The following is a 25,598-nucleotide window of genomic DNA, read 5'->3' as shown; positions in this document are numbered from 1 at the left end:
GCTGAAACAATCATATAAGAAGCTGTTAAGCGTGAATGGCTATTCTACCGCGAGTTGATGCAGGGCGGGCATAGAGTTTCGATGCAAGAGACCGAGCCAGATAAGAAGAACAAACGATTCAAGGTCTCGCCGCTACTCGGGCTTGATGCCTGGATCGATTCATCGCTTTACGAGCTGCGCTTTCGCCTGGTCGAAATCTGGGAAGACCTGACGATCTTCTTCCGGCGTTTCCACGTCACCGGCTGGCGGCGCGCCATTGTCGAGCTTCTGGGCGAGACCTTCACATGGGGCACCGTCGGCGCGGTGCTGATGCTGACGCTGGCCCTGCCCGCCTTCCACGAAACCGAGAAGAACTGGCGCACCCGCGACGATTTCGCCGTGACCTTTCTCGACCGCTACGGCAATGAGATCGGCCAGCGCGGCATCCTCCACCGCAGCGCCGTGCCGATCGACGAATTGCCCGACCATGTGATCAAGGCGGTGCTGGCGACCGAGGATCGGCGCTTCTTCGACCATTTCGGCATTGATTTCCTTGGCCTTTCGCGCGCGATGACGGAAAACCTGCGGGCGAATTCGGTGGTTCAGGGCGGCTCGACCATCACCCAGCAATTGGCGAAGAACCTGTTCCTCACCAATGAACGCAGCCTCGACCGCAAGATCAAGGAGGCCTTTCTGGCGCTGTGGCTGGAGGCCAATCTGAGCAAGAAGGAGATCCTGCAGACCTATCTCGACCGCGCCTATATGGGCGGCGGCACCTTCGGCATCGCGGCGGCCTCGCAATTCTATTTCAACAAGAGCGTCAAGGACGTGAACCTTGCCGAGGCGGCGATGCTCGCCGGGCTGTTCAAGGCGCCGGCCAAATATGCGCCGCACGTCAACCTGCCGGCCGCCCGCGCCCGGGCGAACGTGGTGCTGACCAACATGGTCCAGGGCGCGCTGATGACCGAGGGCCAGGTGGTCGGCGCGCGGCGCAACCCGGCCACTGTCGTCGATCGCGGCAGGCTGGACAGCCCCGACTATTTCCTCGACTGGGCTTTCGACGAGGTGCGCAAGGTGGCGCAGGCCCTGCCGACGCATACGCTCGTCGTGCGCACCACGCTCGATACCGGCATCCAGAAGGCGGCGGAGGAATCGGCCGAATATCACCTGCGCCAGCATGGCAAGGAATATCACGTCGCGCAGGCGGCCATCGTCGTGCTCGAAAACAATGGCGCGGTGCGCGCCATCGTCGGCGGACGCGACTACGGCCTCAGCCAGTTCAACCGCGCCACGGCGGCGCAGCGCCAGGCTGGTTCCTCCTTCAAGCCCTATGTCTATGCGGCGGCGATGGAAAAGGGCCTGACGCCGAAGACGCTGGTTTCGGGCGGCGCGGTCTCCTGGGGCAACTGGTCGCCGCAGAATTATTCGCGGCAATATCTCGGCCGCATCGACCTGACGACCGCGCTGGTCAAATCGATCAACACCGTGCCGGTGCGCCTCGCCAAGGACTATCTGACCACGGCGCCGATCGTGGCGCTGGCGAAGGCGATGGGCGTCGAATCGCCCATCAGCTCGCACAAGACCATGGTGCTCGGCACCTCGGGCATGACAGTCATGGACCAGGCGACCGGCTATAACGTCTTTGCCACCGGCGGCCTTGCCGGCATGCGGCACGGCTTCACCCAGATCGCCAGCCAGAATGGCGAGGTGCTGTGGGACTGGCGCCGCGATGGCCCCAAGCCGCGGCGCGTGCTCAGCGAAACCGCGGCCACCAACATGAATTTCATGCTGGCGCAGGTGCCCGAATGGGGCACGGGCCGGCGGGCGGCGCTGCCGATGACGCGGGTCGCCGGCAAGACGGGAACGACGCAGAGCTACCGCGATGCCTGGTTTGTCGGCTTCACCGGCAATTTCACCGCGGCGGTCTGGTTCGGCAACGATAATTTCACCCCCACCAAGGAATTGACGGGCGGCGTGCTGCCGGCGATGACCTGGCAGCGCTTCATGAATTATGCGCACCAGAACATCGACCTGAAGGCGATACCCGGCATCGATCCCACCATGCCGAAGCAGGAAAAAGTGGCCACAGCGGCCAAGGAGAAGGGCGAGGAAGGCGAAGACGTCCTGAAAGCCGAGGAACGGCCGCGCCTCCTCTCCAACGCCACCGCCCAGGTGCTTCGCGAAATCGACCAGGCATTGAAAAAGGCGCCGAAATTGAAGCTCCCCATCACGCCCGCCAAAGTTTCGGCCCTTTGAAGCCAGTGCAGTTCCATTTCATGCTCCGCAACATCGCCCTTGCCCTCCTCGCCGTCGTGATCGCCCTTGGCGGCGGCATGGCCAGCGCCTGGTATGCCGTCAACCGCTTCGAGGGCTTCGGCGCGCTGACGGTCGGGCAATGGACCGCGCATCCGGATGCCGGAACGCCGATGTCCGATCCCTATGCCAAGGCCCGGGCCGCGCGCGAGGGCGCCTTCCCGCTCGGGTCGGCGGAAGGGCTCATCTTCTACGCCCGCGCCGACGATCGGGGCGCGCCGCTCGACCGCCGTTGCACCTACAAGATCAGCGGCCACAGCCCGAATTCGCGCTTCTGGACGCTGCATGCCGCCGATCGCGGGCTGATCCCGATCGAGCCGGGGCGCGGCCGGCTGCCGGCGCTGCATTCCCGCCAGATCCTGCGCGATGCGGACGGCACGTTCACCGTCGAGGTGTCGCCGCTGGCGCAGCCCGGCAACTGGCTGCCGGTGGCGGGCGATGGGCGCATGGTGCTGGTGATGACGCTGTACGACACGCCCGTCGGCAGCAATTCCGGCCTGGTCGAGATGACCTTCCCGGCCGTGGCGAGGGTCGGCTGCGATGGGTAGACTGATGCGCGCCATCCTGTTCGGCCTCGTCGGCGCCGGCATCGTCCATATCGCCGTGGTGCTGCTCATCCCGCACTTCTCGGACCGCAATGCCTGGTCGCGCATCTCGGCCTATGGCGGAGACTGGACGTTCCACCGCATCCTGCGCAACGGCCAGAAGGGGCACCTGCCGCTGGCCATGGACCCGCTGATCGAGGCGAGCGCCTGCCGCTTCGACATCAGCGACCTGCCGGCCCATGTCACAGGCGTCGGTACGCTGCCCTACTGGTCGATCTCGGTCTATGACCGCAAGGGCGAGAACATCTATTCGATCAACGACCGCACCGCCATCGCCGACCAGCTCGACCTCGTGGTGGCGACGCCGCTGCAGGCCATCGAATTGCGCAAGTCGCAGCCGGTCTCGGCCGAAAACTCGGTCGTCATCGAGGCCGACATGGATGAGGGCTTCGTCGTGGTGCGCAGCTTCGTGCCGGACGAATCCTGGAAGGGCCAGGTCGATGCCTTCCTCGACAGCGCGCGCTGCACCCCGCTATTATAGGGACTGGCTCCTTCTCCCCGTCACGGCGTTGGCCGGAACACGCCGTTGGCGTCGCGTTTCAGCGGCGCGCTCTGCTGCGGCAGCGGTGCGCCCGGCGCGTCCTCGATAGTGACGCCTTCCGCCGAGCCGGCGGGCGCGATGGCGACGTAGCGGGCATAGCCGCCCGAGCCGCCGAGCGGCTTGGCATAGCCGATGGTGACGAGGGCGCCGGCCTCCGGCACCTTGTCGAGATTCGCGACGCCCTCGGCCTGCGCGAAATTATTGTGCATCAGCCAATGTTCGCCTTCGAGTGTCGGCGTCGTATCGGTGTCCAGCGGCTCATGGCCATGGAACAGGATATTGCGCTGCAGATGCAGGAATTTCAGCGCGTCGAGGCTGACGCCCGGGAACGGCTTGGCGTTGAAACGTTCCGCATCGGCCCATTTCTTGTACCAGTCGGACCGGACGAAGACGACCGATCCTTCCGGAATGGTGCCATGCTTCTGCTCCCAGGCCTCGATGTCCGCAACCTGCAGATGATAGCCATTGTCGCTGGCAACCTTGCCGCTAATGTCGATGACGACGAGCGGCCGCACGGCAAAGGTCGGCGGCAGGTCGCTGATCGTCGCGCCGCGCGGGTTCCAATGGGAGGGCGGATCGAGCTGGGTGCCGTACTGGTCCGTCGTCAATTCGTAGGAGGAGGCGACGAAACCGTGCTTCTCATAGGTGAATTCGTCCCCGGCCTTCACATAGCCCTCGATGTCCTTGCCGGCGACGGCCGGCTTGAACTTCGCATTGCCGAAGCCCGGCCAGACCGGCTGCACCGGCTCGAAAGCATGGGTGAGATCGATATATTTCGCCGATTTCAGCGCGCTGTCATAAAGCGGCCAGAGCGATTGTTCTTCCGCAAGGGACGAGACAGGCGACATGAGAAGCGCTATGGCAAGAAACCCTGCCCCGGCTTTGATTGCCCTGGCTGTATTCGAATACATGCTATCAACCCCCGATTGTCCAAGCTGCGAGATTTGCGAATTTTGAACGATGCGACAAGTAGAATCCTTTCGAATGTGGCCGGCGCGGCGCAAATAATTTGCCGGCATGCGCAAAGACATGGATGAAAGGCGACAGATGAAATCCTCCGTGCCGGAAACCGCACTCGAACTCGTGGCGGTCAGCCGCAGCTTCGGCCGCAACGAAGCGGTGAAGGACGTATCGCTCGCGGTCATGCCGGGCGAGATCGTCTGCCTCGTCGGCCATTCCGGCTGCGGCAAGTCCTCGCTGCTGCGCATCATCTCGGGCATCGATCGCCAGGATCGCGGCGTGGTGCGCCTGCGCGGCAGGGAAGTGGCCGGGCCGGACGTCTTCATCGAGCCCGAATTGCGCAATATCGGCTTCATGTTCCAGGATTATGCGCTCTTCCCGCATCTGAACGTCGAGGAAAACCTGCGCTTCGGCCTGCGCGGCATGGCGCGCAAGGAAATGGACCAGCGGGTGGCGATGATCCTCGATCTCGTCGGCCTCGGCGCGCTCACCGGGCGCTATCCGCACATGCTTTCCGGCGGCGAGCAGCAGCGCGTCGCGCTGGCCCGGGCGCTGGCGCCGGAGCCGGACCTGCTGCTCATGGACGAGCCCTTTTCCAATCTCGACCGCGGCCTGCGGGAGAAACTGCGCCACGACACGCTTTCCTTGCTGAAATCGCTCGGCACAACCGTCGTCATGGTCACCCATGATCCGGAAGAGGCGCTGTCGGCGGGCAACAAGGTGGTGCTGATGCGCGCCGGCGCCGTGGTCCAGTCGGGCAGCGCCTATGACATCTATGACCGGCCCGCCAGCGCCTATGCGGCGGATTTCTTCACCGCGTTCAACAAGTTACCCGGCACGGTGCGCCACGGGCGCATCGAAACGCCGATCGGCGCCTTCGCCACCGCCCTGCCCGAAGGCAGCAGCGCGACCGCCTATATAAGGCCGCATGAAATCGCGCTCGAAGCCGATGCCAACGGCGCGGGCACCATCCGCGAACGGCTGATGATGGGCGAGATTGAACAACTCACAGTTGAGGTGCCGGGCCTCGCCGAACCCTTGCGTGTACGGCTGATGCAACGGCCGCCGCTCGATGTCGCCCGGGTCGCCATCAGGGTGCGAAACGAGGCGGTGCTGAGCTTCCCCCGCGACTGACCGCCGCGCCTGGTAACAGTTTCGTGATCGAACCGCGGGTTCGCGAATTTAAGTTGACTGTAACCCTCATGTCTGATGGTCATCGGCGACCACAAACGGGAAACACACGACCATGATCAGACATACCATCCTTGCCGGTTTCGCCGCCGGTGTTTCCATTGCCTGCGCGGCGACGGCGGCCGGCGCTGCGGAAGTCAACATCTATACGACCCGCGAGCCCGGCCTTATCCAGCCATTGCTGGATGCCTTCACCAAATCCAGCGGCGTCGAGGTCAAGACCGTGTTCCTCAAGGATGGCCTGGCCGAGCGCGTCGCCGCCGAGGGTGCAAGCTCGCCCGCCGACCTGTTGATGGCGGTCGATGCCGGCAATCTGGTCGATCTCGTCGACAAGGGCGTCACCCAGCCGATCCAGTCCGAGGCGCTGACCGCCGCCGTGCCGGAGCAATTGCGCGATGCCGGCGGCCAGTGGTTCGCCCTTTCGGTGCGCGCCCGCGTGCTCTACGCCGCCAAGGATCTCGATCTTGCCGCCTTCAGCTACGAGGATCTGGCCGATCCGAAATGGAAGGGCAAGGTTTGCATCCGCTCGGGCCAGCATCCCTACAATACCGCGCTCTTCGCCGATTACATCGCCCATCACGGCGCCGCCGAGACCGAGAAATACCTCGCCGGCGTCAAGGCCAATCTCGCCCGCAAGGCAGGCGGCGGCGATCGCGACGTCGCCAAGGACATTCTCGGCGGCATCTGCGATATCGGCATCGCCAATTCCTATTATGTCGGCCTGATGCGCTCCGGCAAGGGCGGCGAGGAACAGGTGGCCTGGGGCAATGCGATCAAGGTTGTCCTGCCGACGTTCAAGGATGGCGGCACGCAGGTCAATATCAGCGGTGCGGCGCTGGCCAAGCACGCGCCGAACAAGGAAGCAGCGGTCAAGCTGCTGGAATACCTCGTTTCCGAGGAAGCCCAGAAGATCTATGCCGAGGCCAATTTCGAATATCCGGTGCGGGCGGGCGTTGCTGCCGATCCCATCATCGCCGGGCTGGGCGAACTGAAGATCGACAAGACGCCGCTCAGCGAGATCGTCAGCCACCGCAAGGAGGCCAGCGAGCTGGTCGACAAGGTCGGCTTCGACAATTGAGCTGGAATTGTCGGAACCGCAACGCATCATGAAAACGGTTTCGACAAACAGCGCCGCCGGGATCACCGCCGCCGGAATCACCCCGCCAGCCATGGCGAAAATCCGCGCCTTTCGCGGTTCCGGCAGCGGATGGCTCGCTGCCGGCGCCATCATCGCCCTCGCCGCGATCCTGCCCTTTGTGGCGCTCGCCCTGCAGGCGGTGCAAGGCTCGGCCGGGCTGTGGCCGCACCTGCTGTCGAGCATATTGCCGGTCGCGCTCCGCGATACGCTCCTCCTGCTCGGCAGCGTCGCGGTCCTGACCGCGCTTCTCGGCACCACCCTCGCCTGGCTGGTGACGGCCTATGATTTTCGCGGGCGCCGCCTGCTCGAATGGGCGCTGCTGCTGCCGCTGGCGGTGCCGACCTATATCATCGCCTATGCCTATCTCGACCTGCTGCATCCGATAGGGCCGCTGCAAGGAGCGATCCGCTGGCTCCTCGGCTATGCCAGCCCGCGCGAATTCCGCCTGCCGGATATCCGCTCGACAGCCGGTTGCATCCTGCTGCTCAGCCTCGTGCTCTACCCCTATGTCTACATGCCGGTGCGGGCGATGTTCCTGATGCAGTCGTCGACGCTGCTGGAAGCCTCGCGCACGCTCGGCGTCTCGCGGCGCGGCATGTTCTGGCGGGTCGCCCTGCCGCTCGCCCGGCCCGCCGTCGCCGTTGGCGTCAGCCTCGCCCTGATGGAGGCGCTCAACGATGTCGGCGCCGCCGAATTCCTCGGCGTGCGCACCTTGACCGTCTCGATCTATACGACATGGATCACCCGCTCCGACCTGCCGGGCGCGGCGCAGATCGCTCTGCTTCTCCTGCTGCTGGTGGTGGCGCTGGTCTCGCTGGAGCGCTGGGCCCGCCGCCGCCAGCGCTATACGACGGGGATGCAGCGCTCGCGCCCGCTGGAGCCGCGCCGCCTGCCGGCGCTGGCCGGGTTCGGGCTGCTGCTGGCCGGGCTGCTGCCGGTGCTTCTCGGCTTTGCCGTGCCGGTCAGCCATCTCGCCGCCGAGGCCTTTGCGCGCTGGCAGTTTGCCGGGATTTCGCCGCGCATATTCAGCGAGGCGCGCAATACGATCGTGCTGTCCTGCCTCGCGACGCTGCTGACGGTTGGCTGCGGGCTCGCCGTCGCCTATGCCTGCCGCGTCCGTCCGGGCCGGCTTGCCGCCACCGCGCTGCGCCTCGCCTCTTCCGGCTATGCGGCGCCGGGCACCGTCATCGCCATCGGCGTCCTGATCATCGCCGCCGGCACCGACCAGTTCGTCGACCGCATGGCGCAGGCCTGGCTCGGCGTCTCGACCGGTCTGGTACTGATCGGATCGGGCGCGGCGCTGGTCTTCGCCTATGCGACGCGCTTCCTTGCAATTTCCGCCGGCAGCATCGATGCCGGGCTCGCTCGGGTCAATCCATCGCTCGACCATGCGGCGCGCAGCCTCGGCCGCACCGCGAACAATACGCTGTTCAGCGTGCACCTGCCGCTGACCAGGCCCGCCATCGCCGCCGGGGCGCTGCTGGTCTTCGTCGATTGCGTAAAGGAACTGCCGGCGACCCTGCTGCTGCGGCCGCTGAATTTCGAGACCTTCGCCACCCATCTCTACGGCGAGGCCGCCCGCGGCACCTATGAGGAAGCCTCGATCGCCGCCCTCGCCATCGTCGCGGTCGGCATCCTCCCGGTCATCGTGCTGTCGCGCATCGGCAGGCGGTAGCCCCCTGAATGCCGATGTTCACACCGCCCCATTCTCACGCGGGTGGATTGGCGGCGTGGATCATCGGGCAAAGGTCGAGCAATCTGCGCACCGCATCGCCATCATCGTCGCAGGTGATGCTCGCCCGCCCTGTCTCGATGGCCTCAGCCAGCGAAATCCGCCCGGCGCGGATAGCGTCGAATGTCGGCACGTCACAGGCGAGACGGGTCGCGCCCACAGGGATTTCGGCAACGCGTTCCGCATCGAGCGCGCCACCCTCCACGGCAATGCGGAAGATGACGCTGCCGAAATCCAGCGCGACAAGCAGCCTCGTATCGCCGGCGCGGCGCGCATCGAACAGCGCCCGCAGCGCCAGGATCAGCGAATTGGCGCTCATCGGCAGGCCGGACGGCATGGCGGGCGACCGCGCCGCCCAGAGGCCGAGACTGCTGATCACCGGCCCGAGATCATAGCCCCAGGGCGTCAGCTCGTAGATCCATGACGCAGCCGGCGGCGGCAGCTTGCGCCGCACCACAATGCCGCTCGCCTCCATCTCCTCAAGCCGGTGCGTCAGCACATTGGCGCTGATCGTGCGCAGGTCCGCCCGCAGATCGGTGAAGCGCTTGGGGCCGAGCAGCAGCTCGCGCGCAATCAGCAGAGCCCATCTTTCCCCAATGAGTTCAAGTGCATGCGCCGTGCCGCAGCCATCCTCATAGCTTCTCTTTCCCGACATTGGTCCTCTTTACATATTTTCTAGTTGCTATTTAGGACTAAATAGTATTCGAATTACACTATAGCGCAGATGGCCTGCGCTGCAAACGTTGGGCCAGCAAACGTTGGGCGCTGCACATCTTGGGAGGAGCATGACGTGAAGCTTTATTATGCCGAGACGATCAATTCCGTGAAGACCTGCGCGGTGGCGCGCTATCTTCCGCTCGAAATCGAATATGCCCATGTCGATCTGGCGAAGGGCGAGCAATATTCGCCGCAATATCTCGCCATCAACCCCAATGGCAAGGCGCCCGCGCTGGTCGACGGCGACCTGCAATTATGGGAATCCAACGCCATCATGTGCCATCTCGCCATGAAGGCCGGCTCGGACCTCTGGCCGCAGGGCCATGACCAGGTGGAGATCCTGCGCTGGTTCAACTGGAATTCGGAACATTTCAGCCGCTATACCGGGACGATCTATTTCGAGAACCTGATCAAGCCGAAACTCGGCTTCGGCGAGCCCGACACGGCCATCGTCGCGGAGGCGAGCGGCTTTGTGCAGAAATATGGCGCCGTGCTCAACGAACATTTGAAGAGCCGCGACTATCTGGTGGCCGACCGGCTGACGCTGGCGGATTTTGCCGTGGCGACGACGCTGCCCTTTGCAACCGAAGCGCGTATTCCCATCGAGGCGTTCGACGCCATCAACCGCTGGTATGGGCGCCTGATGGAGATACCCGCATGGCGTGAGCCATTCCCGGCGCGGCAGGTCAATTAACGCTTGAAGCGGCAGGGCTGGCTGGCGCCCGGGATCGAGCGCCACGCAATAGTGCGGCCGAGGTTCGGATTTGCGCCGTCTCAGCTTGGCTGAGGCAATTTGTCGAAAAAGCCGTTGCGCAAATCCGGCTTGCTTCGGTTCGGCTTGCCGGCGGAAAGGCGCTCATAGCGCACGCCGGGGAAGATCGTGATCTCAGCCGTGACCTTGCCTTTGGGGGAAGGCCTGTTCCTGCGTCTCATGGCACTGACTGGAAATGCTATGACAAATCCCATCTTGCTGATCCGTGTGTGGTTGATCTCCTGAACTCTGCTGCTACGCGGATTCGTACCTTATGCCCTCTGCGCGATTTGCGCGATAATTTTATTACACACGCCGATGGTTAACGGCTTGCTAACGCTTCGGCGCTAATTTTAGCTGCGGAAGCGTTGTTTTGCGTCGAGTTGGAGTGTGTTCGTGAAGTATCCTGAGTTTCGGGCGCTTGAAGACCGCAATGGCGGCAGCAAGGCTGACGATCTCCTGACCGCGTCCATCACCGCCTTTTCGAGCGTTGCGCGCCCGACCAGAAGCGACGCGCAGCAACTCGAGGATCTGGCCGTTCCCCTGCTCGCCCTCGTTTCGCCGCGCGTCCGCCGCCACGCCGCCGCCATCCTTTCCGAGCTTCCCCATGCGCCAAAACGGCTGATCCAGACGCTGGCCCGCGAGGACGTCGATATCTCGGCCCCGCTCCTGCTGCGCTCCGCCGCCCTGTCGACCGACGACCTCATTGAAATCATTCACGAAAAGGGCATTGCCCATGCCCGCGCCGTGGCGCGCCGCTCGGTCCTCGAGCCGGAGCTGGTCGAGATCCTCCGCGCCATGCGGGACAGCGCCATCGACAGGAGCCTTGCGCTTGCCGCCGAAGCCGAGCCCCACGAGGAAGCGGATACCGGCAGCGGCGAATCGGAGCGTCTGCGCCAGGCCCGCGCCGCCTTGAAGGCGCTGGTACAGGCCGGCCAGCCAGCTGGATCAGGCGCGGCGAGCCTCGCCGACCGTCTCATCGATGCCGCGCTGCTCGACCAGACCGACCGCTTCCACAGGGAATTCGCCGAGGCGCTGGATCTCGATGCGGAAAGTGTCACCGGCATTGTCGGCCATGGGCTCAATGCCGAACTGACCATCGCCCTTGCCGCGCTCGGGCTGAGCGCCGAGGCGGCGCATCTCGTGCTTACGGGGCTGTTCGGGCTGGTGCACGAGGATCTGAACTCGCTGCGCCTCTTCGTGCATTCCTATCGCCAGATCGACCGGGAGAAGGCGCAATCCACCGTCCTGCGCTGGAAAACGCGCGAACATTCGCGCAAATTGCGGCAGAAGCTGCAGGAAATGGCTGCCGCCGACGAGCGCCGCATATCCTGATCAATAGTCGAAATCGGTGACCGGAAAGAGATCGTCCCGCGCGGCGCGATAATCCTCGATCTCGACGATCCACAGGTCGCGGTCCCACCGCATCTGCCGCTGCAATTCGTCATCGACCTCCATTTCCGCCACGCCGGTCTTGACGAGCACGAAGATGCGCTCGTCCGGCTTGCGCTCGTCATAGGCGAGTTGCGGCGCGGGCCCGAAAAGGTCGTAGCTGCCATCCTTGTTGCGGAACTTGATGAAGATGGCGCCGGCTTCCGCCGCGCCCTTGTTGCCGAGCGCGGCAAAGGCACCGCTGTCATTGACGCGGCGCACAAGGGCGGCGACCCAGAATTCCGATGTCAGGCGCATCCCGGCCGTCCCGTCAATTGATCAGCCCGATTTCCTGCATCTTCGCCAGCAGCTTCGCATCCGGATCGCCGGTGACGGGCAGCCGGAACAGTTTCTGGAACTCGCTGACCGCCTCGCGCGTCGAATTACCGACCTTGCCGTCTATCTCGACCTTGTCATTGCCGAAGGCGCGAAGGCCGGCCTGGACACGGACGATATCGGCGGGAGCAAGCCCGCCGCCTGCCGTGCCGGTGGCATCGTCGGCCTTGGCAGAGACCTTCTGCACCGTCGCGCCGCCATCACCGGCAGGCGCGGCATCGGGCTTGCGCGCCGGAATGGCGATGCTCGCGGTCGTGTCTTCCGGGCTGCCGACGGCGGGCTCCGCCTCGATGCCGAGTTCGGCGCTCGCCTTGCGGTAGGCCTCCATGGCGGCGCGGGTGCCCTTGCCGGAAATGCCGTCGACGGTACCGTGGTAGAAGCCGAGCTCGAGCAGCTTCTGCTGCAACTTCGCCACTTCCGGATCGCCGCCGGGGCCAAGCACGGGATTGCCGCCGGAATCGCCCCCCGCGTCGCCATTGATGGCGGCCGCGATCGCATCCTGGCTCTTCGGGATCGGCACCGAATTCACCTTGCGCACCGGCGCATCGACGGAGGATTGCCGCTTGTCGCCCTGCAGCGTCACCGGCTCCTGTTTCACCGGCTTGAACACGAGTTCCGGCCGGGTGCGGAAGAACACGCCCTCATGCACCTGCGGCTGATACCAGAGCGCATTGGCCGAAACGAAGCCGAGCGTAACGAGAAACGCCGTCGTACCGCCGGCAATGCCGGGATTGCTGGCGATAAGGCTTCCCGTTGCGATCAATGCCCTCGCCGCGCGGCCGCGCTTCGGGGCGCGCCGCTTGCTAGGCCGTTTTGCGGGCTTCCCCATGGGAACCTCCCTTCACATCGCTATCTACTTTGAATTCCACGATATTGCCGCCGGCCGACTCCAGCGCGGCCTTGCCGCCGGTTTGCCCCAAGGCGGCGTCGTCCATGACGGCGGGGCAGGCCTGGCCGTCCAGCGGCAGGCGCACTTCCACCACGGTGCCACGGCCGGGCAGGCTGTCGATCTTCATCTCGCCGCCATGGAGATGCACGAGGCCCTTGACCGTCGCGAGGCCGAGGCCGGTGCCTTCCTGCTGGCGGGTATAGTCGTTCTGCACCTGGCGGAAGGGCTGGCAGAGCGTCGCAAGGTCGGCGGCGTCGATGCCGATGCCGGTATCGCTGACGACGAAGACCAGCGTGCCGTCCTCCACCTGCGCGTCGATGGTGACGACGCCGCCGGCCTCGGTGAACTTCACGCCATTGCAGACGAGATTGATCAGCACCTGCTGGATGGCGCGGCGATCGGCGACGACCGTGCCGATGCGCGGGCTGACCCGGTCGCACAGCGTGACATTCTTCTGCTGCGCCTGGTGGCCGAGCATGTCGCTGACCATGACGACCGCCTCCTTGAAGGCGAAGGGCTCGGCGGTGATCGGATAGGCGCCGGCCTCGATCCGCGAAATGTCGAGTATCGAATTGACCACCGACAGGAGATGATTGCCGGAGCGATGCACCAGTTCGACATATTCGCGCTGGCGGCTGTCCGGCAGCTTGCCGCAGATTTCCTGCAGCAGGATATCGGAGAAGCCGATGATGGAATTCAGCGGCGTGCGCAATTCATGGCTGACCGTCGAAAGAAAGCGGTTCTTGGCGCTTTCCGCCGTCTCCACCTTGCTGCGCGCCACGGCCAGCGCATTGCGGTCGGCGACCGCCTGCGAAATGTCGCTGGCAACGACGAGGAACCCGCCTCCCCGGCTGCGCTGGACGGCGCAGAGCCGATAGGTGGCAAAGCGCACCCGGTGGGCATGTTCGCCCGTATCCGCCGGCGCGACACAGCGAAGCCGGACTTCGGCCGTCGCGCGCCCGGCACCGTCCTTCAAATCGGCGAGGAAGCTCAGATAATGCACGCGGTCGCCGACATGGACCCGCTCGAAAAGCGGCGTGCCGATGAGTAGATTGCGCGCAACGCCGAAATGTTCCTGCGCCGAGGCAGAGAGCGATTTCAACAGCCCGTCGGCGCCGAGGACGAGGCTGACGCCTTCCAGCGCCCGCTCCATGTCGGCGGCCTCGTCGGCGCGGCTGGCGGCGCTGGCCGCATCTTCGGCGATGGAGCGCGACAGGCGCGCGAGCACGAAGCCGCCATAGGCAAAGGTGCCGAGCAGCGCCGGAGCGGACAGGCCGACTTCGCCGCCATGGCCCGAGGCAACGGCAAGGAGCACGACGGTCACCGCGCCGGCGGCAAGCAAAGACGGCAGCAGCATGCGCCGGCTGCGCTCGATGAAGCGGACTTCGAGCGGAATGGCGGCGGCCATGGTCCAGAGCATCAGATTGGCCGATGAAGCGCCGAGCGCTATTGCCGCCAGCGCCAGAGCATAGGTGGCAAGCGCGCTGAGCCCGACCGGACGATGGTCGCGGCAGGTCAGCAGCAGGCCGCAGAAGATCATAGGCAGCGCCAGAACGCCGAGCGCCAGCGTAACGACCTCCTCCGCGCCGATGGGCAGACTGGAACCCAATGCAGCTGCCAATGCAGCGGCAAGCGCGCCGGCGAGCGCGACCGGCATGGCGAGGAACACGCCGAACAGCCGCTGCCTCTGCGCGCGGATGGCGGCAGTGGCAGCCGATGCCCCGGCCCAGCGCCCGCAAAGACGCTGGTAGGAAGCGGCAATTTCGGATCGGTTGACGGAACTGAACGGCACTAATTTCTTCCTGCTTACCCGCCAATCCCGATCGATGAACCGGGGCTGGCGGTCATGTCCCGAATGTCGTCGCCAACATTCTCTTCGCCGTTAACCTTTGCAGACGAGGCTTTAAGGAAAGGATAAAACGCGGGTGCGGAACGGGGTTTCGGCCAATTGTGACGGGCATGGTAAATGAAGGGTTGCGCGCTTTGCCGCGTGCGGCGGCGAATCGCCCCGATCGCCGTTTTCGACCTCAGCGATTGTTAATCCTTGGTTTCTATCATGGGCCAAAAGCACTGAAAGCGCTCAACCGGTTCTTGCCGCCTTCCGTGCCAATATCCGCCGATGTCCGCAGCTATGGGCATTCTGTTTCAAGCCGTGGGGCCGACATGTTCTTCTTGATCAGGTTTGCGATCAAATTCTGCTTCTGGATGTGGCTCGTATCGCTGTTCATGCCGAATCTCGCCGGTGACGACAGCAAGGGGCCGGGGGCGATCGAAGCGCTGATCGCGGCGCAGGAGACGATCAGCGATCTCTCCGGCTTCTGCGAGCGCAAGCCCGACGCCTGCGCCACGGGCAAGGCGGCGCTTGCCGATGCGGGGCTGCGCGCCGGCGAAGCGGCGAAGGCGGGATTCGACTATCTCGGCACGCGGCTTGCCAATACGCCGCCCGATCCGGATGCCGCCGTCGCCGCCGCCCATCAGGGCAGCGAAACGGCGCTGGACGGCGAAAGCCTGAAGGCCAGGCTGCGCGATGCGGCCATGCGCGAGATCATCTCATCCGCCAAACGGCAATATAATGCGGGCGCCGAGCATACGGGTTCTGTCAAGCCCACTCCCAGGCCCACTCCCAAGCCCACTCCCAACCCCGGCCCAAAGCCCGTATCGGCCGAGTGATCGCCTGTTGCGATTTGAGGGGTGACCTTTGCGCTCGGCGTCACTATATGTGACGCAACAGGACGGATATAATGGCACAGACGATCGACGACATCATTGCGGATTTCGACTTCCTCGACGATTGGGAAGACCGCTATCGCTATGTCATCGACCTCGGCCGCGACCTCAAGCCCTATCCCGATGCGGCGCGCGATGCGCAGCACAAGGTCAATGGCTGCGTCAGCCAGGTCTGGCTGAAAAGCACCATCGGCGATGGTCCCGACCCGACGATCGAACTGCTCGGCGATTCCGACGCCCATATCGTGCGCGGTCTCGTGGCGATCATGATGGCGCTCTATTCCGGGCGGCGGGCTTCCGAAATCCTCGCCATCGACCCCGAAGCCATCCTGCGCAAGCTCGGGCTCAACGAGAACCTGACGCCGCAGCGGTCCAACGGGCTGCGGGCCATGGTCGGCCGCATCCGGCGCGAGGCCGAAATGGTGCTGGGCGCGCAGCAAGGCGCCACCCAGCACTAGGTCATCGTCAGCTGCGCGGCATTTGCGGCCGGTAATCGGCGGCACCCCAATGCAGCAGGGTTTTCGAGCGCCGCCCCGGCGCGGCCGGATGATAATGCCGGTCGAGTACGGCGAGCGCCGTCTTCAACACCACTTTCGCCGAACGCACCGGCCAGCTGCGTTCGCGCTCCACCATTTCCAGCCCTTTCAGGAAACAGCAGATGTCGATCAGCACATCCGCCAGTTCCGGCCCCACCGCCTCCAGCGCCTGCTCGACCCGCTGGCGCGCCGCCAGCGCCGCATCCGTCGCTTCGAGCATGCCGTTGCGGCGCGTGCCGGAACCCGACGCGCTCCAGTCGACACCGATGGAAGGCAGCATCTGGCCAAGGGTGAAATCCTGCCGCAGCCGCTCGCCCGCCTTGAAGGCCTCCTCGCTGATCAGCGGCTGTCCGGTGGCATCCTTGCGGCTGCGAAGCAGGGTCAGCGGCGATTCCGCATCATTGGCGAGCACGAAGCTCGCGCCATCGTCGCGGGTCACGAGCCTCTCCGCGCGGTGCTGGGCCGCAAAGGGATCCATGACGGCGGCGTAGCGGCGCAGCCATGCGCGTCCGGCCTCATTGGGCAGGATGGCATTGCCGGCGCGGGCAACCAGCCCACGGCTCAGCGCCGCCGCCAGGATGGCGGCATCGACGGCAAGGACGCCGTGATCCGCGCTCTCCAGCGCCAGCCTGCCCGCCTGCGCCGTCGCCGCCGGCAATGCCCGGCCCTTGGCGATAAAGCTCAGCAGGCGCAACATCTTTCGCCGGTCGCCGGCGGGAACGGGACGCACCATCAAAATACCCTCCCCGTTGGGCTGAAGGCGACGCGGATGATGGCCTCGACGCGGCTGATGACGCGGTCGAAATCATCGTGCGAGCGCAGGTCCTCGATAAGATGGCAGGCATAGGAGACGGTGGTCTTGTCGCGTCCGAAAGCCAGTCCGACGCGCGGCATTGGCGTGGAGAGCGTGACATGCATCACATACATGGCGATCTGCCGCACGCGGGCTACGGGCAGGTCGCAGCGGCGGTTCGAGCGCAATTCGCGCCCGCTGACGTTGAAGAAGGCCGCCAATATGTCCATGAGGTAGTCGCATGCCTCGAACATCCTGTCGTCCGATTCGTCAATCCTGCCTCTGAGGGTCGATAGCGGCGCCTCCAGCGGAGGCAGGCCGATGCTCAATGCTACCCCGGGGTCCGGCAGGGTTTCCGTGGGACAGGCGCGGCGCGATTTCGAAGACATTTCCACTCTCCTTCATAATAGGAATATCTTCTTATAAATCACCCCGCAACAGGGGGGATAAGTTTTTAGGCCTCTTCGCGATAAGCTATTGTTATCGCTTCGATAAAATATTTATTTGTGCCAAATATGCGGAATTTTATCCTACCACTTCTGCCAGCGCGCATACTCATTGCATCGACATCAGGAGCAATTGGAATGAACGAAAGCAGCTTGAGCAGGGAACGCGACGCCTTCAGCGCAGCGAGGCGGAGACTGGCGGACGAGGCGCGCCAGCGCCTGGCGCTACGGATATTGTTCAATGGCGATCTGGACGAGATGATCGGCGAGGATGCGCAAAGCAAGGCGCGCACCTGCTGCCGGCTGAAGCGGCTGATCGAACGGGAACGGCTGAAAGGCCAGCGCGGCCATTGGAGCTACGACCTCAACCGCCATATCGGCCTGAAACAGGCATTGGACCGGCTGAAGGCAACGATGCAGCAGGGGTGACGGCCGGACAAAGAAAAACGGCGCCGCGAGGCGCCGTTCCAAATGCGGTGAATGCGGTCGGGGGCGTGTTGCTTACGCCGCCTTCTTGCGCTTGCGGCCGAGGCCCATATTCTTGGCCAGGCGCGAACGGGCCGCGGCATAGTTCGGAGCAACCATCGGATAGGACGGATCCAGATCCCACTTCTCGCGATACTGTTCCGGCGTCAGGCTGTAATGGGTCATCAGATGGCGCTTGAGCGATTTGAATTTCTTGCCGTCCTCGAGGCAGACGATGTAATCGTCGGCGACGGACTTTTTCGGGTTTACCGCAGGCTTCGGCTTCTCCTGGACGGTGGCGACGGTTTCCGTCACGCCATTGACGCGGCCGAGCGCGGCATGGACATCCGCGATCAAACTCGGAAGATCACCCGCCGGAACCGAATTATTGCTGACATAAGCAGCCACCAGTTCCGCTGTGAGTTCGAGAAGAACATCGTTGGCGCTATTGTTCGAATTGTCAAACGTGGTCATTAAAGTCCAATTCCTTCGTCTAATCTGAAAAATTCGGAAGCGAGTTAAAAAACCCAATATAAAGATTGAGACACTTGCATTCTCAGCTACCGTTGGGCACACTCTTTTTCGGATTTTGCATAATTTGTCAAATCAATACTTCATTTTAGAAAGAAATATTTCGAACATTCGTTATTCTAGAGTTTAACAGAAAGGCACCATGCAACCGCGTAATAAACAGCGCTCTCTTGCCCGGCATACACACGCAATCACCGAAATAGAATTCTTAAATCACCACTAAGACAAAAAATGGCAAAAATGAGGAAATACAGGTCTTATCCCAAGCATTCTATAATAAAGGGATGTTGCGGATTTTAGTCTTGACGCCTACATCTGCATCGAAAGGATGTCAAAATGAATACTAGAACATTCAAAGTCGTCAAGTCGGATGCGCAGTGGCGCGAACAGCTTACGCCGGAACAGTACCAGATTACACGCAATCATGGCACTGAACGCGCATTTTCCAGCCCTAATTTCAACAGCAAGGCCAAGGGCGTCTACAAGTGCGTCTGCTGCGGGCGGCCGCTCTACCGTTCCGAGACCAAGTACGATTCCGGCACCGGCTGGCCAAGCTTCACCGGCCCGATCGAACCCGACGCCGTATTCGCCGTCGAGGACCGTTCCTACGGCATGGTGCGCACGGAAATCAAGTGCTCGGACTGCGATGCGCATCTCGGCCACGTCTTCCCCGATGGCCCGCCGCCGGTCGGCCTGCGCTATTGCATGAACGGCAATGCGCTGGTGTTCGAGCCGGAATGACGCGCCGGCCGCGACAGCCGGCCGAAACTGTTTCCCGAACTGTTTCCCAAACTGTTTCCCGAACTGTTAGTTGACGGCGTCGGCGGTTTCGTCCACTCCCTATCGGATATTTCATCCTTGCCGGGCGGCTTCGGCCGCCCTCCCGCCTTGCCGGGCAGCCTTGGCTGCCCTTCCGTCGAGAGTACCAGATGAACAAGACCGTTTTCCCAGTCCATCCCGCGCCGGCAGCCGCCCGGCACCCAGTCAGCGATACGAGGCACGGCATCACCCGCACGGATGATTATGCCTGGCTGCGCGCCGACAACTGGCAGGACGTCTTCCGCGATCCTGCCACGCTCGATCCGGCGATCCGGGCGCATCTCGACGCCGAAAACGCCTACCAGACCGTGCTGATGGCCGACACCAGGGCCTTGCAGGGCCAGCTTTTCAACGAGATGAAGGGCCGCATCAAGGAGGATGATTCCTCCGTGCCGGCCAAGGATGGTCCCTTCGCCTATGGCACGTCCTACAAGACGGGCGGCCAGCACCCGCGCTATTTCCGCACGCCGCGCGACGGCGGGGCGGAGACCATGCTGATCGACGGCGATCTCGAAGCGGAGGGCAAGGCCTATTTCAGCCTCGGCTCGGCCGATCATTCGCCCGATCACAGCAAGATGATCTGGGGCTTCGACGACAAGGGCTCCGAATACTACACGTTGAAGATACGCGACCTCGGCACGCTGGCCGATGCTGCCGAGACGATCAGCGATACTGCGGGCGGCGGCGTGTGGAATGCCCGCTCGGACGGCTTCTACTATACGCGGGTCGACGCCAACCATCGTCCGTCGCGCCTGTTCTACCATGAACTCGGCCGGCCGGAGAGCGAGGACCGGCTGATCCATGAGGAGAAGGATCCGGGCTTCTTCCTCGGCGTTTCCGGTAGCAGCCTGCACGATTTCATCTTCATCGACATCCACGACCACGAAACGTCGGAAGTCTGGCTATTGCCGGCCAATGATGCCGGCGCCGCGCCGAAACTCGTCATGGAGCGCCAGACCGGCGTCGAATACAGCCTCGCCGAGGGCGGCGACGTCTTCTACATCCTGACCAATGCCGACGGCGCCAAGGATTTCAAGATCATGAGCGCGCCGGTCGATGCGCCCGAAAAGGCGAACTGGCAGGAGGTGGTGAGCCACAAGCCCGGCCGCCTGCTGCTCGCCCATTCGGCCTATCGCAACCATCTCGTCTGGCTGGAGCGCGAGGACGGCCTGCCCCGCATCATGATCCGCGATCGTCACAGCGGCGAGGAACACGCCATCGCCTTCGAGGAAGAGGCGTTCTCGCTCGGCCTGCATGGCAGCGCCGAATATGATACGGACGTCATCCGCTTCTCCTATTCCTCGATGACGACGCCGACGCAGCTCTTCGACTATGACATGCGCACCCGCGAGCGCCGGCTCTTGAAGACGCAGATCGTGCCCTCGGGCCACAATGCGGATGATTATGTGACGCGCCGCCTGCTCGCCCCCGCCGAGGATGGCGCGCTGGTGCCGGTTTCCATCGTCTACCACAAGGATACGCCGCTCGACGGCACGGCGCCCTGCCTGCTCTATGGCTATGGCTCCTATGGCATCACCATTCCGGCGAGCTTCAGCACGAACTGCCTGTCGCTGGTCGATCGCGGCTTCGTCTATGCCATTGCCCATGTGCGCGGCGGCAAGGACAAGGGCTATGACTGGTACGAGAACGGCAAGCGCCTCAACAAGCGCAACACGTTCACGGATTTCATCGCGGCTTCCAACCATCTCGTGGCCAATGGCTTCACCAGCCATGACAGGACGATTGCCCAGGGCGGTTCCGCCGGCGGCATGCTGATGGGCGCCATCGCCAACATGGCGCCGGGCAATTTCGGAGGCATCGTCGCGGAAGTGCCCTTCGTCGACGTCATCAATACCATGCTCGACGATACGCTGCCGCTCACGCCGCCCGAATGGACGGAATGGGGCAATCCGATCACTTCCGCCGCCGATTATGCCTATATGGCATCCTATTCGCCCTATGATAACGTGACGGCGCAGGCCTATCCGCCGATTTTGGCGGTTGCCGGCCTCACCGATCCGCGCGTCACCTATTGGGAGCCGGCAAAATGGGTGGCGAAGCTGCGCGAAGTGAAGACCGACGACAATCCCGTTCTGTTCCGCATCAACATGGATGCCGGCCATGCGGGCGCCTCGGGCCGGTTCTCGCGGCTGGAAGAGATCGCCTATGTCTATGCCTTCGCGCTGAAACTGGTTGGCAAGGCCGGCGCATGAAAATGATCGGGAGCGGCGAACCAACCGGCGCTCCCCGGGTTGCCTGGGCTACCTGGGTTGCCTTGAACGGGAGACGATGATGCGAAAGGCTGTTTTTGCTGTGTTGATCGCGTCCGGCGCGCTGGTCAATCCCGCCATACCGACCATCGGCCTCGACCAGGCCGATGCTGCCGTGCGCAAGAATGTCAGCGAATATGCGGGACGCCGCTGCAATCCGCCGCGGCGTGGCTCGGGAATCGTCATCGGCCGCTATACGGGCACGACCGACAACCCGATCCTGTCCTTCGGCGGCGATACCGCAACGATCTCGCGCTATCGCTGCTTCGAGACCCTGGCCGAATGCCGCGGCTGGCTTTATACGATGCGCAGCAAATATGTGGACGGCAATTCGGTGCTGATCGGCTGCGAGCGGCGCTGATCAATTCGCGCTAGCGCGTGGCGGGATAGCCGTTCGGATGCGCCGGAATGGCCTTGAGATAGGCGGCTATCGCCTCCCTGTCGGCGGCCGAGACATGCGACATGTTCTGCACCACGTCGGCCATCGACCCGCCGAGCGAATCGAAATCCGGCGTGAAGCCGCTTTCCAGCGCATAGGCGATATCCTGCGCCGACCAGCTGTCGATGCCGCCCTCGCCGCCGGTAATGTTCGGAATGACGCCCTTGCCCTCCGGCGACGGCGCGCCCGCCATCCAGCGCGACGTGTCGAGCCCGCCGAAGCCGTCGCGCGGCGTGTGGCACTCGCCGCAATGTCCTGGACCCTCGACCAGATACTGGCCGCGTTTGACGGCCTCGTCGGCGCTGGCAAGGGTGACGGCCGGCTGGCTCGAAAGATAGAGCCGCTTCCACAGGCCGATGCCGCGGCGCAGCGTATAGGGGAATTTCAGCCGGTGCGGCTCCGCGACGTGATCGGAGGGCGGCAGGGTCTGCAGGAAAGCGTGGAGATCGGCGATATCCTGCACCTGCATGCGGGCATAGGACGCATAGGGAAAGGCCGGATAAAAATGCCGGCCGTCCGGCGCGACGCCCTTCATCATGGCATTGGCAAGGTCCTCGAACGACCAGCCGCCGATGCCCTGCGGCGATGGCGAGATATTGGGCGCGACGAAAGTGCCGAAATCGGTCACCAGCTGCACGCCGCCCGCAAGGACGCGCCTTGCATCGCCGCTCGCGCCCGGCGCCGCATGGCAGGAGGCGCAGCCGCCCTGCCAGAACACCGCCTCGCCGCGCGTCGCATCGCCCGGCTGGGCGGCGGCAAGAAGCTGCGGCTCGAGCCGTGTCGGCGCCGAGAGCAGCCAGAAGCCACCTCCGGCGACGAGGAGAAGCACGATCAGGAGCATTGCGAGCTTGCGCATGCGGCCTCAGCTCAGTCCTTCTTGATGCGGTAGGTCTGGTGGCAGGTGCCGCAATTCTTGGAGACCTGGCTGAACGCGGTCTTGAAGCTTTCGAGATCCTTCGGGTCGGCGGCGACGGCTGCTGCCGTATCGGCCTTGTACTTTTCGATCGCGGCGACGAAACCGGCATTGTCCTCCCAGATCTTCGGCGAGGCGGTGGTGTCGCCCTTGTCGGTGCCGGCGGGGAAAAGCGTGGCGGCGTCGATCTTCTGCGCATCGTCGTTCAGCTTTTTCAACGCGCTCTGGACAATGGCGGCGTCGAACGGCTTCTCGCCCTTCATGATGGGCGTCACTGTGCCGACGGCGCGGCCCTGGTCCTTCATCAGCGCCTGGCGCTCGGTTATCGGATCGGCAGTGGCGGCCGAAGCGGCCGACAGGGCAAGTGCAAGCGCGAGAATGAGGGCGATCAGGCGGGAAGACTGCATGGTGGGGAACTCCGACTCTTGTGGCTGTAACAATGGCTTCAAGGGCATCGGCGGCAGTTTAATTGAAAGATCGCCGTTTGCACGTTGGAGAAAATCACATTTTCGTTGCCGTTCAAAGTGAGCGCCACCGGTCGGTCCACGGCAATGGCATCAATGTCCGGCAAAAAAATAGCCCCGCTGCAACGGGGCTATTTCATCAGAGCTCGAGAATGATTCTCGATCCGGTGTGGCGATAGGGCCGGTCGTAGTAACGGCGGTCCCAGCGATGGTGGCGGCCGTAATAGCGACGGTCATGCCTGTCCCACCGGCGATGGTGGTGGCGGCGCGACCACCGGCGGTCGTCCCAATGACGGCGGTGATGCCAGCGGCGATCGTCCCAATGACGCCGGTGATGCCAGCGCCGATGATCTACTTTCTGAACCTGGCTGGTGCCCTCATTGGCCGATATTTCCACCGGCTTTTGCAGCGCTGCGGGGGCGGCGCCTGCCGCGCCAGCTCCAAGGCCGAGAGTTCCAACCGATATCAAGACAGCACAAATTGCTGAAATCAGCTTTCTCATCTTTCCTCCAGTGACTGCCCGCTTGCGTAGGCACTCGACTCGTTAGTCCCTAAGAACACAACTTTAGTCGCATCCTCTGAACCTGGGATGAACGAGCAATATGGCAAGCCGAGGGCGATGACCACTTTGGGGGAAACAGCCGGGAAAAAACCCGTTGAACAGGTGCCGGAAAGCAAAAAGGCCCCTGCCGGGCAGGAGCCTTTTCTTGAAGCGATCGGCCGGAGCTTACTTCGCCTTTTCGTACTGTTCGAGCACGTAATCCCAGTTGATGAGATTGTCGACGAAGGCCTCGAGATATTTCGGGCGGGCATTGCGATAGTCGATATAGTAGGAATGTTCCCACACATCGACACCGAGGATCGGCGTCGCGCCATGAACCAGCGGGCTCTCGCCGTTCGGCGTCTTGGAGATTTCCAGCTTGCCGTCCTTGACTGCGAGCCAGGCCCAGCCGGAGCCGAACTGGGTGGTGCCGGCATTGATGAAGTCCGCGCGGAACTTGTCGTAGCCGCCGAGATCGGATTCCACTGCCTTTTCGAGGGCGCCGGGAAGCTTGTTGCCGCCGCCGCCCTTCTTCAGCCAGTTCCAGAAATGCAGATGATTGTAGTGCTGGCCGGCATTGTTGAACAGGCCGGCATTCTTGCCATAGGACTGCTTGACGATCTCTTCGAGAGAAAGATTGTCGAGACCGGCTTCGGCGGCCAGTTTGTTGCCGTTGTCAACATACGCCTTGTGGTGCTTGTCGTGGTGAAATTCGAGCGTCTCGCGCGACATGTAGGGTGCGAGCGCATCATAATCATACGGCAGTGCGGGCAATTCGAAAGCCATGGAAGTCTCCTCTTCGATTCAATCTGTGACAGCATGGGAAGGCCACAGGCAACAGGTCCCCATCCTGACAAAACCTGCCTTCGTTACATAGGTCCCAAATTCCACGGGAGCAATGCGGGGCGGATCAATATTTCGTCTCTATCGGCCTGTTGGTTAAATTTTCGGGGTCGAGTGGGCGAATTCCCAATAAAGCTCCCTCGCCTTCCGCGTGATCGGCCCCAATGCGAGCTCGCGGTCCTCGATGCGGGAAACGGGAACGACCTTGGAATGGTTCCCGGTCGAGAAGATTTCGTCGGCATCAAGGAAGTCCTGCACCGTCAGGGTCGTCTGCGTGGTGCGGAAGCCATAATCGGCCAGCACGTCGATGACCCGGGAGCGCGTTATGCCGGAAAGGAAGGTCCCATTCGGCGCCGGCGTGAAGATGTGCCCGTCCTTGACGAGGAAGATATTCGATGTCCCGGTCTCGGCGACATTGCCCAGCATGTCGAGCACCAGCGCATTGTCGAAACCGCGCGAGCGGGCCTCCAGGATGGCGCGGCCATTATTGGGGTACAGACAGCCGGCCTTGGCATTGGTCGGCATGGTTTCGAGCGTCGGACGGCGGAAGGGCGACACCGTCAGCGAGAAACCCGTCGGCTCCAGCATCGGCGCCTCGTAGATCGAAAGGCAGAAACGGGTGGATTCCGGATCGGCCGGCACGCCCATATAGCCGCCATGTTCGCCCCAGTACATCGGCCTGATGTAGACGGCGGTCTTGCCGTCGAACTTCTTCAGCCCCTCATGGGTAAGGCCGACGATCTCGTCCACGCCCATTGTCGGCTTGAGCCCGAGCGCGGTCGCCGAATTGTTGACGCGCGCGCAGTGGCGGTCGAGATCCGGCGCGACGCCTTCAAACCAGCGCGCGCCGTCGAACACCGTCGAAGCGAGCCACATGGCATGGCTGCGCGGACCGATGAGCGGCACATTGCCCTCGAACCAATCGCCATCGACATAGGTCCAGGTCAGGGTTTGCGCTGCGGTATTGATTGCCATGATATTGATTCCATTCATGCTGTTGGTTCGCCCATCGAAATCGCATTTGCGCCGAAGGTCAATGCTTCTCAGCGACGGACAGGCCGAATCAGATGCAAGGGCGGCTCAGGCCATGACAGCGCCGAGGCATGTTACAAGCTTACGTCTCACGAAGTATTTATCGCCTTTGTCCCGGCCAGGGCCGCCCACCCTCGCCTTTTTGTTGCACATGGGCAACAGGTTCAACCCCGCCTTGTTTGCGCCCTATTGTCAA

Annotated in this window: 27 protein-coding genes; 14 read left to right on the top strand and 13 right to left on the bottom strand. The window is 63.3% G+C overall.

Annotated features, from left to right (window positions below; genetic code table 11):
- Nucleotides 1–57: 57 nt before the first annotated feature.
- Genes OSJ75_RS20825 through OSJ75_RS20815 form a run of 3 tightly spaced genes read left to right on the top strand, consistent with a single transcriptional unit; the run spans nucleotide 58 to nucleotide 3,378 of the window.
- Complete coding sequence (locus OSJ75_RS20825) at nucleotides 58–2,235, top strand: transglycosylase domain-containing protein (protein WP_416362594.1); 2,178 nt, start codon at nucleotides 58–60, stop codon at nucleotides 2,233–2,235.
- Between the two features lie 20 nt (nucleotides 2,236–2,255).
- Nucleotides 2,256–2,840 carry a DUF1214 domain-containing protein gene (locus OSJ75_RS20820; protein WP_267229347.1) on the top strand — a complete coding sequence of 195 codons (585 nt, stop codon included), beginning with the start codon at nucleotides 2,256–2,258 and terminating at the stop codon, nucleotides 2,838–2,840.
- The gene (locus OSJ75_RS20815) at nucleotides 2,833–3,378 is read left to right on the top strand and encodes a DUF1254 domain-containing protein (protein ID WP_250014652.1); all 546 of its coding nucleotides are present in this window, start codon (nucleotides 2,833–2,835) and stop codon (nucleotides 3,376–3,378) included. The genes OSJ75_RS20820 and OSJ75_RS20815 overlap by 8 nt, the downstream gene beginning before the upstream one ends.
- A 20-nt stretch (nucleotides 3,379–3,398) precedes the next feature.
- On the opposite strand, the gene OSJ75_RS20810 is transcribed toward OSJ75_RS20815, so the two are convergent.
- Nucleotides 3,399–4,349, bottom strand: coding sequence for a cyclase family protein (locus tag OSJ75_RS20810; protein ID WP_416362593.1), 951 nt, complete (start codon nucleotides 4,347–4,349; stop codon nucleotides 3,399–3,401).
- 118 nt (nucleotides 4,350–4,467) lie between these two features.
- On the opposite strand from OSJ75_RS20810, the gene OSJ75_RS20805 reads away from it, so the two are divergent.
- From OSJ75_RS20805 to OSJ75_RS20795, 3 genes are all read left to right on the top strand, one after another.
- Nucleotides 4,468–5,532, top strand: coding sequence for an ABC transporter ATP-binding protein (locus OSJ75_RS20805; protein WP_267229346.1), 1,065 nt, complete (start codon nucleotides 4,468–4,470; stop codon nucleotides 5,530–5,532).
- A gap of 112 nt (nucleotides 5,533–5,644) precedes the next feature.
- On the top strand, nucleotides 5,645–6,667 hold the full coding sequence (locus OSJ75_RS20800) for a Fe(3+) ABC transporter substrate-binding protein (RefSeq protein WP_250014655.1): 1,023 nt from the start codon (nucleotides 5,645–5,647) through the stop codon (nucleotides 6,665–6,667).
- Between the two features lie 28 nt (nucleotides 6,668–6,695).
- Nucleotides 6,696–8,402, top strand: coding sequence for an ABC transporter permease (locus OSJ75_RS20795; RefSeq protein WP_416362592.1), 1,707 nt, complete (start codon nucleotides 6,696–6,698; stop codon nucleotides 8,400–8,402).
- A 34-nt stretch (nucleotides 8,403–8,436) separates the two neighbouring features.
- Here OSJ75_RS20795 and OSJ75_RS20790 read toward each other — a convergent pair whose 3' ends face one another.
- Nucleotides 8,437–9,114 carry a winged helix-turn-helix transcriptional regulator gene (locus OSJ75_RS20790; RefSeq protein ID WP_267229345.1) on the bottom strand — a complete coding sequence of 226 codons (678 nt, stop codon included), beginning with the start codon at nucleotides 9,112–9,114 and terminating at the stop codon, nucleotides 8,437–8,439.
- A 135-nt stretch (nucleotides 9,115–9,249) separates the two neighbouring features.
- Between OSJ75_RS20790 and OSJ75_RS20785 the strand changes: the two genes are divergently transcribed.
- Nucleotides 9,250–9,870 carry a glutathione S-transferase family protein gene (locus OSJ75_RS20785; RefSeq protein WP_250014657.1) on the top strand — a complete coding sequence of 207 codons (621 nt, stop codon included), beginning with the start codon at nucleotides 9,250–9,252 and terminating at the stop codon, nucleotides 9,868–9,870.
- Between the two features lie 453 nt (nucleotides 9,871–10,323).
- A complete protein-coding gene (locus tag OSJ75_RS20780) occupies nucleotides 10,324–11,262 on the top strand; it encodes a DUF2336 domain-containing protein (protein ID WP_267229344.1) in 939 nt (312 codons plus the stop codon).
- Here the strand turns inward: OSJ75_RS20780 and OSJ75_RS20775 are convergent, their stop codons facing one another.
- Genes OSJ75_RS20775 through OSJ75_RS20765 form a run of 3 tightly spaced genes read right to left on the bottom strand, consistent with a single transcriptional unit; the run spans nucleotide 11,263 to nucleotide 14,375 of the window.
- A complete protein-coding gene (locus OSJ75_RS20775) occupies nucleotides 11,263–11,616 on the bottom strand; it encodes a DUF1491 family protein (RefSeq protein WP_267229343.1) in 354 nt (117 codons plus the stop codon).
- Nucleotides 11,617–11,629: 13 nt separating this feature from the next.
- Nucleotides 11,630–12,523 (bottom strand): peptidoglycan-binding protein, encoded by an 894-nt coding sequence (locus OSJ75_RS20770; protein ID WP_267229342.1) that lies wholly within the window; start codon nucleotides 12,521–12,523, stop codon nucleotides 11,630–11,632.
- Complete coding sequence (locus tag OSJ75_RS20765) at nucleotides 12,498–14,375, bottom strand: PAS domain-containing sensor histidine kinase (protein ID WP_267229341.1); 1,878 nt, start codon at nucleotides 14,373–14,375, stop codon at nucleotides 12,498–12,500. The genes OSJ75_RS20770 and OSJ75_RS20765 overlap by 26 nt, the downstream gene beginning before the upstream one ends.
- Nucleotides 14,376–14,746: 371 nt before the next feature.
- Here OSJ75_RS20765 and OSJ75_RS20760 point away from each other — a divergent pair, with 371 nt between their 5' ends.
- Both OSJ75_RS20760 and OSJ75_RS20755 read left to right on the top strand, forming a co-directional pair.
- Nucleotides 14,747–15,253 carry a DUF5330 domain-containing protein gene (locus OSJ75_RS20760; RefSeq protein ID WP_267229340.1) on the top strand — a complete coding sequence of 169 codons (507 nt, stop codon included), beginning with the start codon at nucleotides 14,747–14,749 and terminating at the stop codon, nucleotides 15,251–15,253.
- 71 nt (nucleotides 15,254–15,324) lie between these two features.
- Entirely contained in the window at nucleotides 15,325–15,768 is a 444-nt protein-coding gene (locus tag OSJ75_RS20755) for a SufE family protein (RefSeq protein WP_267229339.1), read from the top strand.
- A 7-nt stretch (nucleotides 15,769–15,775) separates the two neighbouring features.
- Here OSJ75_RS20755 and OSJ75_RS20750 read toward each other — a convergent pair whose 3' ends face one another.
- On the bottom strand, nucleotides 15,776–16,579 hold the full coding sequence (locus OSJ75_RS20750; protein WP_267229338.1) for a DUF6456 domain-containing protein: 804 nt from the start codon (nucleotides 16,577–16,579) through the stop codon (nucleotides 15,776–15,778).
- The gene (locus OSJ75_RS20745) at nucleotides 16,579–17,028 is read right to left on the bottom strand and encodes a helix-turn-helix domain-containing protein (RefSeq protein WP_267229337.1); all 450 of its coding nucleotides are present in this window, start codon (nucleotides 17,026–17,028) and stop codon (nucleotides 16,579–16,581) included. The genes OSJ75_RS20750 and OSJ75_RS20745 overlap by 1 nt, the downstream gene beginning before the upstream one ends.
- Nucleotides 17,029–17,223: 195 nt before the next feature.
- Between OSJ75_RS20745 and OSJ75_RS20740 the strand changes: the two genes are divergently transcribed.
- Entirely contained in the window at nucleotides 17,224–17,514 is a 291-nt protein-coding gene (locus tag OSJ75_RS20740; RefSeq protein ID WP_250014669.1) for a cytoplasmic protein, read from the top strand.
- Nucleotides 17,515–17,586: 72 nt separating this feature from the next.
- Here OSJ75_RS20740 and OSJ75_RS20735 read toward each other — a convergent pair whose 3' ends face one another.
- On the bottom strand, nucleotides 17,587–18,024 hold the full coding sequence (locus tag OSJ75_RS20735) for a MucR family transcriptional regulator (RefSeq protein ID WP_250014671.1): 438 nt from the start codon (nucleotides 18,022–18,024) through the stop codon (nucleotides 17,587–17,589).
- Nucleotides 18,025–18,417: 393 nt separating this feature from the next.
- Here OSJ75_RS20735 and msrB point away from each other — a divergent pair, with 393 nt between their 5' ends.
- From msrB to OSJ75_RS20720, 3 genes are all read left to right on the top strand, one after another.
- Nucleotides 18,418–18,822, top strand: a complete 405-nt coding sequence (msrB, locus tag OSJ75_RS20730; RefSeq protein ID WP_250014673.1) for a peptide-methionine (R)-S-oxide reductase MsrB — start codon at nucleotides 18,418–18,420, stop codon at nucleotides 18,820–18,822.
- A 188-nt stretch (nucleotides 18,823–19,010) separates the two neighbouring features.
- Nucleotides 19,011–21,113 carry a S9 family peptidase gene (locus OSJ75_RS20725; protein ID WP_267229336.1) on the top strand — a complete coding sequence of 701 codons (2,103 nt, stop codon included), beginning with the start codon at nucleotides 19,011–19,013 and terminating at the stop codon, nucleotides 21,111–21,113.
- 79 nt (nucleotides 21,114–21,192) lie between these two features.
- Nucleotides 21,193–21,531 carry a metallophosphoesterase gene (locus OSJ75_RS20720; protein ID WP_250014677.1) on the top strand — a complete coding sequence of 113 codons (339 nt, stop codon included), beginning with the start codon at nucleotides 21,193–21,195 and terminating at the stop codon, nucleotides 21,529–21,531.
- A 10-nt stretch (nucleotides 21,532–21,541) separates the two neighbouring features.
- Here OSJ75_RS20720 and OSJ75_RS20715 read toward each other — a convergent pair whose 3' ends face one another.
- The 5 genes from OSJ75_RS20715 to OSJ75_RS20695 form a co-directional block, all read right to left on the bottom strand.
- A complete protein-coding gene (locus OSJ75_RS20715; protein ID WP_267229335.1) occupies nucleotides 21,542–22,465 on the bottom strand; it encodes a cytochrome c in 924 nt (307 codons plus the stop codon).
- Nucleotides 22,466–22,476: 11 nt separating this feature from the next.
- Complete coding sequence (locus OSJ75_RS20710; protein ID WP_267229334.1) at nucleotides 22,477–22,929, bottom strand: c-type cytochrome; 453 nt, start codon at nucleotides 22,927–22,929, stop codon at nucleotides 22,477–22,479.
- Between the two features lie 196 nt (nucleotides 22,930–23,125).
- Entirely contained in the window at nucleotides 23,126–23,488 is a 363-nt protein-coding gene (locus OSJ75_RS20705; RefSeq protein WP_267229333.1) for a hypothetical protein, read from the bottom strand.
- 225 nt (nucleotides 23,489–23,713) lie between these two features.
- Nucleotides 23,714–24,313, bottom strand: coding sequence for a superoxide dismutase (locus OSJ75_RS20700; RefSeq protein ID WP_267229332.1), 600 nt, complete (start codon nucleotides 24,311–24,313; stop codon nucleotides 23,714–23,716).
- 153 nt (nucleotides 24,314–24,466) lie between these two features.
- On the bottom strand, nucleotides 24,467–25,345 hold the full coding sequence (locus tag OSJ75_RS20695; RefSeq protein ID WP_250014689.1) for a branched-chain amino acid aminotransferase: 879 nt from the start codon (nucleotides 25,343–25,345) through the stop codon (nucleotides 24,467–24,469).
- Nucleotides 25,346–25,598 lie beyond the last annotated feature (253 nt).

Source organism: Phyllobacterium sp. 0TCS1.6A, from assembly GCF_026420825.1.
In the GTDB taxonomy this organism is placed as follows: Bacteria; Pseudomonadota; Alphaproteobacteria; order Rhizobiales; family Rhizobiaceae; genus Phyllobacterium.
The sequence above is the reverse complement of the archived record's forward strand: the minus strand, read 5'-3'. Positions and strand labels throughout refer to the sequence as shown.

Coding starts and splice junctions, on each gene's coding strand:
- OSJ75_RS20750 (WP_267229338.1), bottom strand. CDS start 16,579: ATGGTGCGTCCCGTTCCCGCCGGCGACCGGCGAAAGATGTTGCGCCTG.
- msrB (WP_250014673.1), top strand. CDS start 18,418: ATGAATACTAGAACATTCAAAGTCGTCAAGTCGGATGCGCAGTGGCGC.
- OSJ75_RS20815 (WP_250014652.1), top strand. CDS start 2,833: ATGGGTAGACTGATGCGCGCCATCCTGTTCGGCCTCGTCGGCGCCGGC.
- OSJ75_RS20720 (WP_250014677.1), top strand. CDS start 21,193: ATGCGAAAGGCTGTTTTTGCTGTGTTGATCGCGTCCGGCGCGCTGGTC.
- OSJ75_RS20745 (WP_267229337.1), bottom strand. CDS start 17,028: ATGTCTTCGAAATCGCGCCGCGCCTGTCCCACGGAAACCCTGCCGGAC.
- OSJ75_RS20715 (WP_267229335.1), bottom strand. CDS start 22,465: ATGCGCAAGCTCGCAATGCTCCTGATCGTGCTTCTCCTCGTCGCCGGA.
- OSJ75_RS20755 (WP_267229339.1), top strand. CDS start 15,325: ATGGCACAGACGATCGACGACATCATTGCGGATTTCGACTTCCTCGAC.
- OSJ75_RS20705 (WP_267229333.1), bottom strand. CDS start 23,488: ATGAGAAAGCTGATTTCAGCAATTTGTGCTGTCTTGATATCGGTTGGA.
- OSJ75_RS20710 (WP_267229334.1), bottom strand. CDS start 22,929: ATGCAGTCTTCCCGCCTGATCGCCCTCATTCTCGCGCTTGCACTTGCC.
- OSJ75_RS20770 (WP_267229342.1), bottom strand. CDS start 12,523: ATGGGGAAGCCCGCAAAACGGCCTAGCAAGCGGCGCGCCCCGAAGCGC.
- OSJ75_RS20775 (WP_267229343.1), bottom strand. CDS start 11,616: ATGCGCCTGACATCGGAATTCTGGGTCGCCGCCCTTGTGCGCCGCGTC.
- OSJ75_RS20825 (WP_416362594.1), top strand. CDS start 58: ATGCAGGGCGGGCATAGAGTTTCGATGCAAGAGACCGAGCCAGATAAG.
- OSJ75_RS20735 (WP_250014671.1), bottom strand. CDS start 18,024: ATGACCACGTTTGACAATTCGAACAATAGCGCCAACGATGTTCTTCTC.
- OSJ75_RS20695 (WP_250014689.1), bottom strand. CDS start 25,345: ATGGCAATCAATACCGCAGCGCAAACCCTGACCTGGACCTATGTCGAT.
- OSJ75_RS20790 (WP_267229345.1), bottom strand. CDS start 9,114: ATGTCGGGAAAGAGAAGCTATGAGGATGGCTGCGGCACGGCGCATGCA.
- OSJ75_RS20740 (WP_250014669.1), top strand. CDS start 17,224: ATGAACGAAAGCAGCTTGAGCAGGGAACGCGACGCCTTCAGCGCAGCG.
- OSJ75_RS20800 (WP_250014655.1), top strand. CDS start 5,645: ATGATCAGACATACCATCCTTGCCGGTTTCGCCGCCGGTGTTTCCATT.
- OSJ75_RS20725 (WP_267229336.1), top strand. CDS start 19,011: ATGAACAAGACCGTTTTCCCAGTCCATCCCGCGCCGGCAGCCGCCCGG.
- OSJ75_RS20795 (WP_416362592.1), top strand. CDS start 6,696: ATGAAAACGGTTTCGACAAACAGCGCCGCCGGGATCACCGCCGCCGGA.
- OSJ75_RS20820 (WP_267229347.1), top strand. CDS start 2,256: ATGCTCCGCAACATCGCCCTTGCCCTCCTCGCCGTCGTGATCGCCCTT.
- OSJ75_RS20805 (WP_267229346.1), top strand. CDS start 4,468: ATGGATGAAAGGCGACAGATGAAATCCTCCGTGCCGGAAACCGCACTC.
- OSJ75_RS20700 (WP_267229332.1), bottom strand. CDS start 24,313: ATGGCTTTCGAATTGCCCGCACTGCCGTATGATTATGATGCGCTCGCA.
- OSJ75_RS20810 (WP_416362593.1), bottom strand. CDS start 4,349: ATGTATTCGAATACAGCCAGGGCAATCAAAGCCGGGGCAGGGTTTCTT.
- OSJ75_RS20760 (WP_267229340.1), top strand. CDS start 14,747: ATGTTCTTCTTGATCAGGTTTGCGATCAAATTCTGCTTCTGGATGTGG.